Genomic DNA, 14,961 nt, shown 5'->3' with positions numbered 1-14,961 from the left:
AGTAAATTAAAAATTCATTCTCAACTGATTAGATGAAAAACGAAAATATCAGAAAAACCGTCGGGAAAAGTTCCAAGCGACCAACCGAAATCATTTCCGAATTGAATGAGTTTCTGGAAAAAAACGGCCTTCAAAAAACAGAACAAAAGCATGAACGTATACGAAGAACTGTTGGTCCTTCTGGTAAAAAATGAAATTAAGTTCATTACTGTCGGTGGGTTTGCGTGTGCATTCAATGGATATATACGGCCCACCCAGGACGTGGATATTCTGGTTGAGCATAATGAAGAGAATATTTCGAAGATTGGCAGTTCTCTCTCAGTATAATGAGGGTTTCGCGCGCTAGCTGAAAAATTCAGATTTTACTGATGAAGAAGGTCATTGCGGATTATTGAAAAGTTTCCGATCGATATATTTGTTCGAATGTCAGGCAAACGATTTGAAGATTACAGAAAAAATATCCGGTTTTTCAAAATTGAAGATTGGGAAATCCCTTATCTGGACAAGCTGAAGTTAATTGAGCTGAAATCAAACTCTCTAAGAGACCAGGATCGTTTAGACGTTATTAAATTAAAAGAACTCTAGCTGCCCACCTGATAATTCGGTGCTTCCTGTGTAATTAGGACATCATGCGGATGGCTTTCTTTAAGCCCGGCGCCGGTCATTTTGATCAATTTGGTTTTGGTTTTCATTTCTCCGATAGTTTTTGCTCCGCAATAACCCATCGCCGAGCGTAATCCTCCGACCATTTGATACACGACGTCGCTGAGTTTGCCTTTGAATGGTACGCGCCCTTCAATGCCTTCGGGCACGAGTTTATTCGTGTCCATTTCATCTTCCTGAAAATAGCGGTCGCGTGAACCATGACGCATCGCCGAAATAGAACCCATTCCGCGGTAGACTTTATATTTACGCCCTTCGTACAAAACCGACTCGCCCGGACTTTCCTCCGTTCCTGCAAATAAACCGCCGATCATCACGGTGTCCGCCCCGGCCACGATGGCTTTGGCAACGTCGCCGGTTTGTTTGATCCCGCCGTCGGCAATGATGGGAACGTTCTCCATATGTGCGACCTTGGCGCATTCCATGATGGCGGTGATCTGCGGCACGCCAACGCCTGCAACCACGCGCGTTGTGCAGATGCTACCCGGCCCTATTCCTACTTTGATGGCGTCCGCGCCTGCTTTGATAAGTTCCATCGCTGCATCGGCGGAAGCGATATTTCCTGCGATCAGTTCGATTTGCGGAAATTTCTGTTTGACCTGGCGAACGGTTGCAATCACGCCTTTGGAATGGCCGTGCGCAGTATCCACCGCAAGCACGTCCACCCCGGCTTCGACCAATGCCGCTGCGCGATCCATGGCGTCTCTCGTTACGCCGAGCGCCGCGCCCACGCGCAATCGCCCATGTGAATCTTTGCATGCATTGGGATACATTTTCTTTTTCTGAATATCTTTGACCGTGATGAGGCCCTGCAAAATATACTGATCGTCCACCACGAGTAATTTTTCGATTCGGTGTTTATGCAGCAGTTTCTCTGCGTCTTCTAGGGTCGTCCCGATCTTGGCGGTGATCAGGTTGTTCTTGGTCATAACCGAATCGACTTTTTCATCGTAATTCGTGGCAAAACGAAGATCGCGATTGGTCAGAATGCCTGCCAGTTTCCCGTCCGCATACGTGATCGGGATTCCGCTGATCTTGTACTTTTTCATTAATTCCAGCGCGTCGTACAATTTATGGTCGGGCGTCATAGTGATCGGCTTCATGATCATGCCGCTTTCGGATCGTTTCACGCGGTCTATCTCAGAGGCCTGATATTCAATCGGGCAGTTTTTATGAACCATGCCTATACCGCCTTCCCTTGCGATCGCGATGGCCAATTCCGATTCCGTTACCGTATCCATGGCGGCGCTCACCAGAGGCATGTTCAAAGAAATATTCCTCGTGAGGCGTGTTTGGAGTTCCACTGTATTGGGCAAAACTTCGGAATACAGAGGCATGATGAGAACATCGTCGAAGGTCAGGCCTTCACCGATCACTTTGTCTTCTTTGCGGGCTTCTGGGTTCATGTCGATCAACTCCTTTGGGGCGTTTTCTTGGGGCACGAATGTATTCAAACAGCCTTAAAAACGCAAGTGAAATGAGCGTTTTTGTGAAGGAATTTTGCTTGACAATAAGACTAAAAAAAACTATCTTCTGCCCCTAATTTTGATAAGTCGTTTATCAAGTTGAATTTACGGGATTTAATGAAGATCAAATTAGAGAAAATTCTGCATCTGGAAGACGGCGAATACCGATTTCATTTCGAAACCGCCGCAAAAGATATAGGACTCGGACTCACGGATTATGAAGGACATGAGGTATTTGATCGGCCGGTTGTAACGGATGTAGTGCTGAACAAAACCAGTCATTTATATTATGTAAAGTTACATGCCGCATCGGACGCGCGGTTTTTATGCGACCGTTGCCTCGAGGATGCGCGCCACATGATCACCGGTGCGTTTCAGGTAGCCTATACGGATTTGAAATCAAACCGTGAAAAATATGACACCGAATCGGAAGTAAGGTTGATCGAAATACATAAGGCGAACGAGATTGCGTTGGACAAAGATGTCTGTGACACGCTGTTATTGGAAATTCCGATAAAGATTTTATGTAAGGACGATTGTAAAGGATTATGTGTGGAATGTGGAGCTAATCTAAATGAAGCTTTATGCGAACACGCAGTTATGCAAATGAATGCAAACAATTGAAAAAAACATAGCAGGAGAACAAAATGCCAAATCCTAAACGCAGACATTCGAAACAACGCAGAGACAAACGCCGGACGCATTGGAAAATTGACGGCCCGTCTGTCGGGAAATGTTCCAACTGCGCTCAGCCAAAAATGCACCATCGTATGTGCCCGAACTGCGGGTATTATGACGGCCGTCAGGTTGTCGTGGCTAAAGAAGCCTAACGCGAGATTACCGACGATTTTTTTAGATTGCCTGATTTTGTTATCAATGTAACACGTCAGGCAAATTTTTTATACACGCAAGTTGTAATTGATAAATGTTGAAAAGTTTTCTATATTGGCGGCGGCCAATTTGCAAACATATCAAGAATCAGACCGCAAGAAACCATGAAAATCATAGTTGACGGAATGGGAGGCGACGAGGCCCCCTTACATATTGTTGACGGTGCTGTCTTGGCGGCGAAAGAATTTCAAGATAAGAATGAGCCGCATCAGATCGTTCTTACGGGTCCAAAAGAAAAGATATTGAGACGAGTTCATCATTGTCATGGCGATGCGCTGCTTGGAAAATATTTAGAGATTGTTCATACCGACGAGTGGATCGAGATGCACGAATCACCGGTATCGGCCTTGACGAAAAAAACAAAATCGTCCATGCATCTTGGGATGGAGATGGTTAAACGCGGCGAAGCGGATGCGTTTGTCAGTATGGGCAATACGGGCGCTGTAATGGCAGTGGCACTGATGAGATTAGGACGAATTGAAGGAGTGGCGCGCCCGACCATTGGCGCTTTTTTTCCATCGATGAACGGCAGAACGCTGATTCTGGATATCGGTACGAACGTGGACTGCAAACCCAACCATCTGCTTCAGTTCGCGCTTATGGGCAGCGTGTACGTCCACGCCATGTACAATATAGAAAACCCAAAAGTGGGGTTGCTCAGCATCGGCGAAGAAGAAAATAAAGGAGATGATCTTACCGTTAAGTCCAACGAATTATTCCGCGAAAAAAAATTGTTTGACTTTGCCGGCAATGTGGAAGGCCGCGATATTTTAAATGGCACAGCCGATGTGGTGATATGCGACGGGTTTGTCGGAAATGTAGTACTCAAATTCGGAGAAAGCGTTGCGGGTTTTCTAAAATCCCGTTTTCGCTCGGTCGCGCAAAAAAATTTCAAATATAAACTTATGATGTTATTAGCAAAACCTGCACTGGTTGGCGTATTTAAGGATATGGATTATCAGGAATACGGCGGGGTGCCGCTTTTGGGCGTCAACGGCGTCGTGATCATCGGCCACGGCAGTTCTTCACCCAAAGCATTGAACAAAGCCATTCACGTCGCTAAAGAAATGGTTGAAAAAAAAATCAACGAAGTTATTCGAGAAAAAATCATATTATCATAATAGAATTATCCTCCCTTGACGACCAGCGTAGATCACGGCGGAGATAAGGTAAAAAATGTCATTAGGTAAAAAAAACAGAGCAAAAATTTCCGGTGTTGCGCACTGGGTTCCTGAAAAAATTCTTTCCAATAAGGAACTTGAAAAGATGGTAGATACCACCGACGAGTGGATTACATCGCGCACCGGTATTAAAGAGCGTCATATACTGGAAGCAGGAAAAGCCTCATCGGATATGGCAGCGGAGGCCTGCAAAATACTTTTTGAAAAAACGGGAACCGATCCGGACGACATCGATGTGATCGTATTCGGCACGGTAACGCCCGATATGTTGTTCCCAGCATCGGCATGTTTACTGCAGGCAAAGCTGGGTATGTCCAAAGCATGGGGTTTTGATGTATCGGCGGCGTGCTGCGGTTTTGCATATTCATTAGTTATCGGCGCGCAATTTATCGAGTCGGGGTCGGCGAAAAAAGTATTGGTTGTCGGTTCTGATAAAATGAGTTCGATTGTTGATTATACGGACCGCAACACATGTATTCTTTTCGGAGATGCCGCGGGCGTTGTTCTATTGGAAAAATCGGAAGATGAGAAATTGGGCATTCTGGATTATTATAATACCGTTGACGGCAATGGGGCGCAATATCTAAATATGCCGGGCGGAGGCAGTTTGAATCCTCCGACGCATGAAACTGTTGATAAAAAAATGCATACCATCTACCAGGATGGAAAAAACGTGTACCAGTACGCCGTCAAAGGCATGTCGGAAGCATCCGCGTTGATTGTGGAGCGCAACGGTTTGTCGGGAAAAGATGTCGGCTTATTTGTTCCGCATCAGGCGAATAAGCGCATTATCGATTCCGCAGCGCAGCGCATGGGACTAAAGGACGATCAGGTTATTATCAATATTGAAAAATACGGCAACACGACTGCGGCAACGATTCCCATGGCCTTATCGGAAGCGGTGACTGCCGGTCGGATAAAGAAAGGCGATTACGTCGTGATAGCTGCATTTGGCGGTGGATTTACCTGCAGCAGTATTTTAGTGAAATGGGCATATTAAGATTAAGAGTATATGAGTAAAGTTGCATTTGTATTTCCGGGACAAGGTTCACAATACGTTGGCATGGGGAAAGATCTGTGCGATCAATTTCCGATAGCCAGAGTAATGTATGAGAAGGCTAATGATATTCTGGGATTAGATTTAGCGAAAATTTCGTTTGAAGGCCCGGAAGATTCGCTGCGACAAACGCAGATAACTCAGCCGGCGATATTCGTACACAGTCTTGTAGTATTGGAAATTCTCAGAGAAAAGTATGGGGAGGACAAAGTTATTTTTAATATGACGGCCGGACATAGTTTGGGCGAATATTCGGCGTTGGTTGCGGCCGGCGTAATGCAATTTGAAGATGCGTTGAAGGTTGTGCGTGTTCGCGCAGAGGCGATGCAACGCGCAGGAGAGCAGAACAAAGGCACGATGGCCGCCGTGATCGGGATGGATGCGGAACCGCTTGGCAAGATCTGCTGCGAAGCCTACACAACAGGTATTGTGCAGTGCGCTAATTTTAATTCACCCGGCCAGATCGTGATTTCAGGATCGGTCGCCGGAGTTCAGAAGGCAATGGTTATGGCCAAAGAGCAAGGCGCCAGAATGGTTAAAGAACTCGTTGTAAGCGGGGCGTTTCATTCTCCGCTTATGGAAAGCGCACGAACGGAAGTCGATGCAAAATTAAACACCGTATCGCTTAAAGACGCCCGTGTTCCTGTCTATGCCAATGTTACCGCAAAGGCAACTACCTCAAAAGACGAAGTTAAGAAATTACTCGTGGAGCAAATCACGGCGCCAGTCAAGTGGCACGAAACGATTGTAAATATGATTTCGGACGGCGCTACGTCTTTTTTCGAAATCGGCCCCGGAAATGTTTTGCAAGGCTTGATCAAAAGAATTGATAAAAGCATAGCATGTGAATGTATCGGAAAAGTTACCGACTTGGATAAAGTTACTAGTTAGGTATATGTTCATTGTTAAATGATATAATGTAATGTGTTCTTTGGAAAATAAAATTGCGATTGTGACCGGTTCTTCACGCGGTATAGGGAAAGCCATTGTCGAATGTTTTTTAAAAAGCGGGGCAGGCATTGTACTAAACGGCAAGACGAAAGAGAATCTTGAAATTGCCGAAAAAGAATTGATTGACGCAGGGTTTTCGGAAAAGATGATCTCTATACAGGCGGATGTATCTAAACCTGAAGAAGCGAAGAAATTATTTGACGCGGCCGTAGATAGATTTGGCCGGGTGGACATACTGGTTAATAACGCCGGCGTTTTTAGGAACAGTTTGCTTGCGCGTATGGATGAAAGTGAATGGGACTGGGTCATTGAAAACAATCTGAAAAGCGCTTACCATTGCACAAAGTTAGCCGCGAAGATTATGATGAAGCAGCGTTCAGGCCGGATCATTAATATGTCTTCGGTAGTTGCTCTCGGCGGCAATCCGTTTCAGGCCAACTACGTCGCTTCCAAATCCGGTATGGACGGGCTCATGATGGCAACAGCGAAGGAACTTGCGCCATTCGGGATTACGGTTAACTCGATCGCTCCGGGATATATCAAAACGGATATGACGAAAGATTTTACAGAGCAAATGGTAGCGGACATTTTGAAATTTATTCCATTAAACCGGGCGGGAACGGCAGTGGAAGTTGCTTATGCGGTAAAATTTCTGGCATCAGACGAATCGAGTTATATTACCGGTCAGGTCATTCAGGTTGACGGCGGCAGAGTAATCCGATGACAACAAAAAAATTAATTTCGTAATTAAAATAAACCAGATCCTTTAAACAACCACAAGGAGACAGGAAATGACAAAAGAAGAAATTACCAAAAAGGTCACCGAGATCATAGTTAAGAAATTAGGCGTGACCGAAGGCGAAGTGACCCCGGCAGCCTCATACGTCGAAGATTTGGGAGCAGATTCGCTTGACCAAGTAGAACTCGTGATGGAATTTGAAGATTCTTTCAGCCTTGGAGAAAAGATCCCGGAAGAAGAAGCAGCCAAATTGACGACGGTCGGTTCGACGATCGAGTATTTGGTTGGTAAACTCGGAAAGTAATGATTGATTTGAATGGCTAAGTGCGTTGAGAGTTGTCTTTTCAACCGATTAGCCATTTTTTTTGATCAGGTTACGGGTTTTATGTATAAAGAAATTTTAGTCACATGCGATTGCAGCAAAGGAGTGTCCTATGAAACAACGTAGAGTTGTCATTACGGGTTTAGGCGCGGTAACGCCGATCGGCAACAGCCTGCAGGAATTCTGGCAGGGATTGAAAGAAGGGCGTAACGGCGTTGGACCTATCACTCTTTTTGACACGAAAGATCACGTAACCAAATTTGCTGCGGAGGTCAAAGGATTTGAACCGACTAATTACATTGACAAAAAAGAAGCGCGCCGAATGGATCGCTTTTGCCAGTTTGCCGTTGCGGCTTCCAAAATGGCCATTGACGACGCCAAGCTGGATGTGAAATCGCTGGATGCTAACCGCATCGGATGTATCATCGGAAGCGGAATTGGCGGATTCAGCACATTTGAAGATCAATTCGAAACCTATCTGCAAAAAGGAGCTCAGCGCGTCAGCCCGTTTTTTATTCCCATGATGATCATTGATATCGCCGCAGGGCATGTGGCGATCATTCACGGACTGAAAGGGCCGAATTACGCCACAGTCTCTGCCTGCGCAACGGGGAGCCATGCGATCGGCGATGCGTTCATCCTGATCGAACGCGGCGATGCGGATGCAATGGTCTGCGGCGGTGCGGAGGCGGGTATTTGCCGGATGGGCGTTGCCGGTTTCAATTCGCTCAAGGCATTATCCACGCGTAATGATGAGCCGCTGCGTGCGAGCCGTCCGTTTGATAAAGAACGTGACGGATTTGTTATGGGCGAAGGCGCGGGCGTCGTAGTGCTTGAAGAGCTTAACCATGCGTTGAATAGGGGGGCGACGATTTATGGAGAGATGGCGGGGATCGGGTATACCGACGATGCTTTTCATATCACGGCTCCTGCCGAAGGCGGCGAAGGCGCGGCGCGTGCGATGACTTTGGCATTGAAAGATGCGGAACTTAAACCGGAAGATATAGGATATATCAATGCGCACGGAACGTCAACGGAATACAATGACAAGAATGAAAGCGCAGCGGTAAAGGTTGTTTTCGGCGATCATGCATACAAGATGCTGGTTAGTTCGACAAAATCGATGACCGGGCATCTCTTGGGTGCAGCCGGCGGCGTCGAGTTCATTGCGACTACGCTTGCGGTCAAAGAGGGCGTGATACCGCCCACGATCAATTATGAATTTCCGGATGAGAATTGTGACCTGAACTATGTTCCGAATAAAGCGGTTGAGCGGAAGATCAAGGCGGCGATCAGCAATACATTTGGATTTGGCGGGCACAACACCTGTCTTGCAGTAAAAGGATACGAGCCATAGCGGTCACGTATAGGTTTCATGCCTGATAAGTTTAACATACTCGCGGCTTTGTTGAGATCAAACAGGATGGTTTATTTCAGACGCCTGTGGTGGCATTTGGGTTTTGAAAAAGATATTAAGAAACACGAAAAATTATTAAAGTCGTTTGAAAAAACGATCGAATCCCCCATATACAATCCTCATATTTTTATCCAGGCGCTCAAACATCGTTCCTATCTCAGTATCATGAATGAAGAACGGGTGCGTTCGTATGAAAGACTGGAGTTTCTGGGCGATTTAATATTGAATTTGATTACCGGTGAATTTTTGTATAATTTATACCCTCATCAGGACGAAGGCGATCTGACCAAGAGCAAATCGCTTCTGGTGAATAAAAAAGTATTGGCTCAACAAGCCGAAGCGCTCGGGTTGGGGCAATTTATTCTGATGAGCGAAGGCGAGGAAAAATCGGGCGGTCGTTTACGCGCCTCAATTTTGTCGGATGTGCTTGAGTCCGTTATCGGTGCTGTTTATATCGACAGTGGATACGAGGCATCCAGAAAATTTATTTTACGGCACGTTTTGCATAACGTGGACCGGATATTAAGCGATGATCTGCATTTTAATTATAAGGGCGAGCTATTAGAGTGGTCTCAGGCACAGGACCGGGGAATTCCGGCGTATACGGTTGTCAATCAGGAAGGGCCGGAGCACAATAAAGAATTTACAGTAGAAGTTCTCATAAAACAGATTGTATACGGAAGCGGTAAAGGGTTAACAAAAAAAGATGCTGAGCAGCAAGCTGCGCGGCAGGCTTTGAAAAAAATCAAACGGAATTAGTTATCAAATCGAATGAGGTGTTACGTTGAAAAAGATATGTGTGGTTGGAACGGGGTACGTCGGTCTGGTATCCGGCGCATGTTTAGCCGATTTCGGCAATCATGTGATTTGCGCTGACATTGATAACGATAAAATTGAAAAATTAAAGAAAGGCGTCATACCGATCTATGAACCGGGACTGAAAGAAGTCGTAGACCGAAACGTAGAAAAAGGGCGGCTGTTTTTCTCGAACGATGTCGATGCGGCGATACGAGATACGGAAGTAGTATTTATAGCCGTCGGAACGCCTCCAGGCGAGGGCGGAGAGGCCGATCTCAGGATCGTATTTAGCGTTACGGAAAGTATCGCAAGGAACCTGAATTCCTATAAAGTAGTTGTAACAAAAAGTACGGTTCCCGCCGGTACCGGCAAAAAAGTGTACGATATTCTTTCAAAGAAAACTCCCAAGGGCTCTGAGTTCGACGTAGTGTCCAATCCGGAGTTTTTGCGTGAAGGATCTGCCGTCAACGATTTTTTAAGGCCGGATCGAGTCGTGATCGGGAGTAACAGCGAACGCGCAACGGATATCATGAAGCAGGTGTACCGCGCATTATATATTAATGAAACGCCCATGGTAATCACCAATGTCGAAACATCCGAGACGATCAAGTACGCGTCGAATGCGTTTCTCGCGGTAAAAATTTCCTTCATCAATGAAATTGCTAATATCTGCGATCAGATCGGAGCCGATGTGAAGGTGGTTGCCAAAGCCATGGGTCTTGACGGCCGCATCAGTCCTAAGTTCCTGCATGCCGGAGGAGGATACGGCGGTTCCTGTTTTCCAAAAGATACACTTGCGCTCGTTAAAACGGCCGATGAAGTTGGCGTGCAAAATCTGGTGGTCAATGCCGCTATCAAAGCGAACGATCATCAGAAACACCTGATGGTAGAAAAAATAAGAAAACTGGTCGGCGATATCAAGGGCAAGACTATTGCGCTGCTTGGACTCTCTTTCAAGCCGAATACCGATGACATCCGCGACGCTACCTCGCTCGTCATTATCGAGGAAGTTCTAAAGGCGGGCGGCAAGATCAAAGCGTACGACCCGGTCGCGCAGGAAATTATGCAGAAAACATTTCCAAAAATTCAGTATTGCAAAGACGCTTACGATACGGCTGAAGGCGCAGATTGCCTGGTCGTCGTGACGGAGTGGAATGAGTTCAGGGAACTGGACCTGACGCTGACGAAAAAGAAATTAAAATCACCCAAAGTGGTCGACTGTCGTAATGTTTACGATCCTAAGGAAATGAGAGAATTAGGATTTGAGTATATCGGTGTTGGGCGCGGCTCTTATTGACCAAATTATTTTGTATAATTCATAAGGAAAAACACACGTGAGTCTGGAAAACAAGATTAAAGAAAAAAAAGCTACGATCGGCGTTATAGGACTGGGATACGTAGGGTTGCCTTTAGCAGTGGAATTTGCGGCAAACGGTTATTCTACGTTTGGGATCGATGTGGACGAACAGAAAGTAAAAAACGTCAATAACGGACACAACTATATCGAAGATATTCCGAATGATCGTTTTGAAAAATGCTGGAAGGCCGGTAAAATCAAGGCTTCCACCAATTATGAAGGCATTAAAGAACTTGATGTTATTTATATCTGCGTGCCGACGCCGTTTACGGAAAACAAAGAGCCGGACGTAACTTACATTGTCAATGCCGCCGATGGTATCGCCAAAGGATTACGAAAGGGCCAGTTGATCATTTTGAAAAGTACGACATTTCCCGATACGACGGAAGGCATCGTAATGCCTATATTGGAAAAAACCGGGCTCCGCGTAGGGCTAGATTATTATTTGGCGTTTTCGCCGGAGCGTATCGATCCGGGTAATAAGAAATTTAGTACCGCTAATACGCCGGTTGTTGTCGGCGGTGTATCAAAAAAGTGTACCGAACTGGCTTGTTTGATTAATGCACAGATTATTGAAAAAGTCGTGCCGGTTTCCAATCCGCGCATTGCTGAAATGTCCAAATTACTTGAAAATATTTTTCGCAGCGTCAATATTGCGCTGGTTAATGAATTGGCGCAATTGTGTGATCGTATGGGCGGCATTGATATGTGGGAGGTCATTCATGCCGCATCCACAAAACCATTCGGGTTTATGCCGTTCTACCCGGGCCCTGGAATCGGCGGACATTGTATTCTGATCGATCCCTATTACCTCTCTTGGAAAGCCCGTGGTTATGACTTCCATACTAACTTTATCGAACTCGCCGCCGAGGTTAATGAAAACATGCCGCACTATGTTTATTCGATGATCGTCGAAGCATTGGCGCATAAAGGCACTCCGCTAAAAAAAGCAAAAATTTTGATTTTGGGCGCTTCCTTCAAAAAAGACGTGGACGACATCCGCCACTCGCCTTCTCTGATGGTGATGCAGATCATGCTTCAAAAAGGATTTGAACATCTGATGTACAACGACCCTCATGTGCCGGAGGTGGAAGTGTTGAATAAGAAATTTACATCACAGCTCTTAACGAAGGAACTCTTAAAGAAAGTTGACTGTGTATTTATTGGAACCGATCACAGCCGGTACGATATGAATATGATCGTTGAAAATGCGCCGCTAATTGTTGATACACGTAATGCTACAAAACATGTGACGGCCGGGCGCGAAAAAATATTTGTACTGGGTTCCGGAAAAAGTTTGTAGGCGTTTGAAACACAGGAGACATGTTATTTGAAAATAATCAGCGTAGTAGGCGCTCGCCCGAATTTCATGAAAGTAGCCCCGATTCTAAGAGAACTGAAAAAATTTCCTACACAGCAATCGGTACTCGTGCACACGGGACAGCATTACGATGCAAAGATGTCGGACGTTTTTTTTAGTGATCTTCAAATTCCGGAGCCTGATGTTTTTCTTAACGTTGGATCCGGATCGCACGCAAAACAAACGGCCGAGGTCATGAGCCGCTTTGAAGCGGTAGTTGAAAAAGAAAAACCGGATCTTGTTATCGTAGTTGGCGATGTGAACTCAACTCTGGCCTGTTCTGTTACTGCATCGAAAATGAATGTGAGAGTGGCGCATGTGGAGGCGGGATTAAGAAGCTTTGACAAAACGATGCCGGAGGAAATCAACCGCATCGTAACCGACGCGGTATCCGATTATCTGTTTACGACGGAGCAAAGTGGGAATGATCATTTACTGGCGGAAGGGAAAAAACCGGAACAGATTTATTTTACAGGCAATGTAATGATCGACTCGCTCGTGTTTTCGCAAAAGCGCATGCGGGAATCGACGGTTTTGTCTCAATTACAGTTGGTTCCATATGAGTACATAGTCGTTACTTTACACCGTCCGTCGAATGTAGATAATCCTGAGTCACTTGAAAAAATTCTTCGCATACTTGATATCATTCAACAAAAAATACAAGTAGTTTTTCCGATTCACCCGCGAAGTATGAAGATGATTGAAAAATTTGGCTATCAAAGCAGAATGGAGTCCATGCGCCACTTGAAACTAATTGATCCTATCGGTTACATTGATTTTTTGAGCCTGATGAGCCAGGCAAAAGCGGTAGTCAGCGATTCCGGCGGACTGCAGGAGGAGTCGACCTATTTGGGTATTCCCTGTCTTACGATGCGGGACAATACGGAACGACCGGTTACCATTGATGTAGGGACCAATACCTTGGTCGGACTTGATGAAGAAAAAATATATGCGTGTATAGACCATATCATGATCGGTACTTACAAAACCGGCACGGTGCCGCAGTTATGGGACGGGAAGGCCGCAGAGAGAATAGTTTCAATACTAAATAAAATAGGGTAAGTCTTATGTTTAATCGTTGTTTTTTGACTCTTTCGATTATGCTGTTTTTGATCCAGCCTTGTTTTGGCCAATCCCATTCACGGCAATCAGACAGAAATGCAGAGAATAAGAAGTCCGAGCGAGATGCTATATTTGACCAGGCAAACCAACGTACCTATCTTGAAACACCTATTGATCCCAAAAAATACAAAATTGGCCCGGGAGACGAATTACTCATTTCTATCTTAGGTCAGGTTAATGAATTCTTCAAGACACCCATTTCGCCTGAGGGAAAAGTCATAGTGCCTTCTGTCAGTGTCATCGATGTGAAAAATCTATTTCTGAATGACGCTAAAGAAAGAATCATTACCGAAATTCGAAAGGTATATCCAACAGTGGATGTGTCGGTTGATTTAATTACCGTGCGACATTTTCGCCTGCAGGTGACCGGTTTAGTAAAGGAGGGCGGAGCTGTTGAAGTGACCGGAGTAGACAGAGTTTCTGACGCCATCGATAAAGCCGAAGGGTCTATGGGATCCATGCGTAATATTCTACTTCGCAATCAGAACGGGTTTTCCAAACGGGTTGATCTTATCAAGAAAAAAAACACCGGCGAACTGGAAACGGATCCTTTTTTGTCTGAAGGAGATGTCGTTTACGTTCCGGAAATCTATGCAAACATTCATGTGTTTGGGTCTGTTTCTATCCCGGGAGAATACGAATATGTGGCCGGTGAAAAGATATCGGATATTATTCAGTTGTGCGGAGGGTTGAAATTCGGGGTAGATTCTCTCGAAGCTTATCTTGTGCGATTTAAGAGAGATACGGGGCGGTCTGTCGAAAAAATTGTAATTGATCTGGAACGCTTGTTTCGTAATCCGTCGGATACCCTATCCAATCCTCAGATTTATCCTGACGATAGAATATTTTTTCGTCAAAAATATTTGTTTCATCCTAACGCTAATGTTGTCATTAAGGGCGAAGTCATGTATCCGGGAAAATATGCAATTGAGGAAGGTGTCACCAGATTAACGGATGCGATTGCACTGGCCGGCGGTTTTACGCCGGATGTGGCCGTTGAGAGAATCACCATTTACCGTGATAAAGGCGTCGAGGGCGCAGATGCTGAATATGAACGGCTTAAGAAAGTTCCTTATGCCGATATGAATGATCTTGAAAAATCCTATTTCAAATCTAAATCAAGACAGGAACAGCCGCCCGTTCAAACAGACTTTGCAAAACTATTTGAGGGCAGCAAAATCAATGAAAAATATAATATAAAATTAAAACCTGAAGATTCGGTTTATGTAACTCGCGCCAAAAAAACAATCACATTGGTTGGCGGAGTCATTCATGCGGGCATTGTAGACTATGTGGACGGGCAGAACTATAAGTATTATATTGAAAAAGCCGGTGGCTACAAATCCATAGCGAAACGTGGAGACGTTGTTGTTATAAAAGCTTTTGGACAGCAATGGGACGATGCTGAAGAAGGTACAAAAATCGAAGACGGGGATGTGATCTTTGTGCCGGAAAAGGAGCCAATTGACGGATGGCAGTTATTCAAAGACGTTTTGGCAATTACGGGTCAGCTGGCAGCGATCACTTCAACCATAATACTAATCTATTATGCTGTCAAAAATTAATGATAAAAACTGACTAATAGGAAATTTTTTTACTCAATGATAATCGAATTCAATGTTGAATTGCTTAAACGA

15 protein-coding genes are annotated in these 14,961 nt (G+C 45.1%); 14 read left to right on the top strand and 1 reads right to left on the bottom strand.

Annotated features, from left to right (window positions below; all coding sequences use genetic code 11):
- Window positions 1-150: 150 nt before the first annotated feature.
- Window positions 151-327 carry a nucleotidyltransferase family protein gene (locus F9K33_03240; protein KAB2880990.1) on the top strand — a complete coding sequence of 59 codons (177 nt, stop codon included), beginning with the start codon at window positions 151-153 and terminating at the stop codon, window positions 325-327.
- 254 nt (window positions 328-581) lie between these two features.
- Here F9K33_03240 and guaB read toward each other — a convergent pair whose 3' ends face one another.
- Complete coding sequence (guaB, locus tag F9K33_03235) at window positions 582-2,069, bottom strand: IMP dehydrogenase (protein ID KAB2880989.1); 1,488 nt, start codon at window positions 2,067-2,069, stop codon at window positions 582-584.
- 177 nt (window positions 2,070-2,246) lie between these two features.
- Here guaB and F9K33_03230 point away from each other — a divergent pair, with 177 nt between their 5' ends.
- The 13 genes from F9K33_03230 (at window position 2,247) to F9K33_03170 (ending at window position 14,889) form a co-directional block, all read left to right on the top strand.
- The gene (locus F9K33_03230; GenBank protein KAB2880988.1) at window positions 2,247-2,753 is read left to right on the top strand and encodes a DUF177 domain-containing protein; all 507 of its coding nucleotides are present in this window, start codon (window positions 2,247-2,249) and stop codon (window positions 2,751-2,753) included.
- Window positions 2,754-2,776: 23 nt separating this feature from the next.
- Entirely contained in the window at window positions 2,777-2,959 is a 183-nt protein-coding gene (locus tag F9K33_03225) for a 50S ribosomal protein L32 (protein KAB2880987.1), read from the top strand.
- Between the two features lie 165 nt (window positions 2,960-3,124).
- Window positions 3,125-4,141 (top strand): phosphate acyltransferase PlsX, encoded by a 1,017-nt coding sequence (gene plsX / locus F9K33_03220; GenBank protein KAB2880986.1) that lies wholly within the window; start codon window positions 3,125-3,127, stop codon window positions 4,139-4,141.
- A gap of 55 nt (window positions 4,142-4,196) precedes the next feature.
- Entirely contained in the window at window positions 4,197-5,201 is a 1,005-nt protein-coding gene (locus tag F9K33_03215; GenBank protein ID KAB2880985.1) for a ketoacyl-ACP synthase III, read from the top strand.
- A 12-nt stretch (window positions 5,202-5,213) separates the two neighbouring features.
- Window positions 5,214-6,149 (top strand): ACP S-malonyltransferase, encoded by a 936-nt coding sequence (fabD, locus tag F9K33_03210; GenBank protein ID KAB2880984.1) that lies wholly within the window; start codon window positions 5,214-5,216, stop codon window positions 6,147-6,149.
- Between the two features lie 31 nt (window positions 6,150-6,180).
- Window positions 6,181-6,933 carry a 3-oxoacyl-ACP reductase FabG gene (locus F9K33_03205; GenBank protein KAB2880983.1) on the top strand — a complete coding sequence of 251 codons (753 nt, stop codon included), beginning with the start codon at window positions 6,181-6,183 and terminating at the stop codon, window positions 6,931-6,933.
- A gap of 67 nt (window positions 6,934-7,000) precedes the next feature.
- Complete coding sequence (gene acpP / locus F9K33_03200; GenBank protein KAB2880982.1) at window positions 7,001-7,252, top strand: acyl carrier protein; 252 nt, start codon at window positions 7,001-7,003, stop codon at window positions 7,250-7,252.
- 130 nt (window positions 7,253-7,382) lie between these two features.
- Window positions 7,383-8,627 carry a beta-ketoacyl-ACP synthase II gene (gene fabF / locus F9K33_03195; protein ID KAB2880981.1) on the top strand — a complete coding sequence of 415 codons (1,245 nt, stop codon included), beginning with the start codon at window positions 7,383-7,385 and terminating at the stop codon, window positions 8,625-8,627.
- 18 nt (window positions 8,628-8,645) lie between these two features.
- Window positions 8,646-9,446, top strand: a complete 801-nt coding sequence (gene rnc, locus F9K33_03190) for a ribonuclease III (protein KAB2880980.1) — start codon at window positions 8,646-8,648, stop codon at window positions 9,444-9,446.
- Window positions 9,447-9,471: 25 nt separating this feature from the next.
- A complete protein-coding gene (locus F9K33_03185) occupies window positions 9,472-10,782 on the top strand; it encodes a UDP-glucose/GDP-mannose dehydrogenase family protein (GenBank protein KAB2880979.1) in 1,311 nt (436 codons plus the stop codon).
- A gap of 37 nt (window positions 10,783-10,819) precedes the next feature.
- Window positions 10,820-12,145 carry a nucleotide sugar dehydrogenase gene (locus F9K33_03180; GenBank protein KAB2880978.1) on the top strand — a complete coding sequence of 442 codons (1,326 nt, stop codon included), beginning with the start codon at window positions 10,820-10,822 and terminating at the stop codon, window positions 12,143-12,145.
- Window positions 12,146-12,172: 27 nt separating this feature from the next.
- Window positions 12,173-13,264: a UDP-N-acetylglucosamine 2-epimerase (non-hydrolyzing) gene (locus tag F9K33_03175; protein ID KAB2880977.1), complete on the top strand. Its 1,092-nt coding sequence runs from the start codon at window positions 12,173-12,175 to the stop codon at window positions 13,262-13,264.
- Window positions 13,265-13,269: 5 nt separating this feature from the next.
- Window positions 13,270-14,889, top strand: coding sequence for a hypothetical protein (locus tag F9K33_03170; protein ID KAB2880976.1), 1,620 nt, complete (start codon window positions 13,270-13,272; stop codon window positions 14,887-14,889).
- Window positions 14,890-14,961: the final 72 nt, after the last annotated feature.

Source organism: bacterium (assembly GCA_008933615.1).
GTDB lineage: Bacteria > CLD3 > CLD3 > SB21 > SB21 > SB21.
Note: the sequence above shows the minus strand (reverse complement) of the source record. Positions and strands in the feature narration are given on the sequence as shown.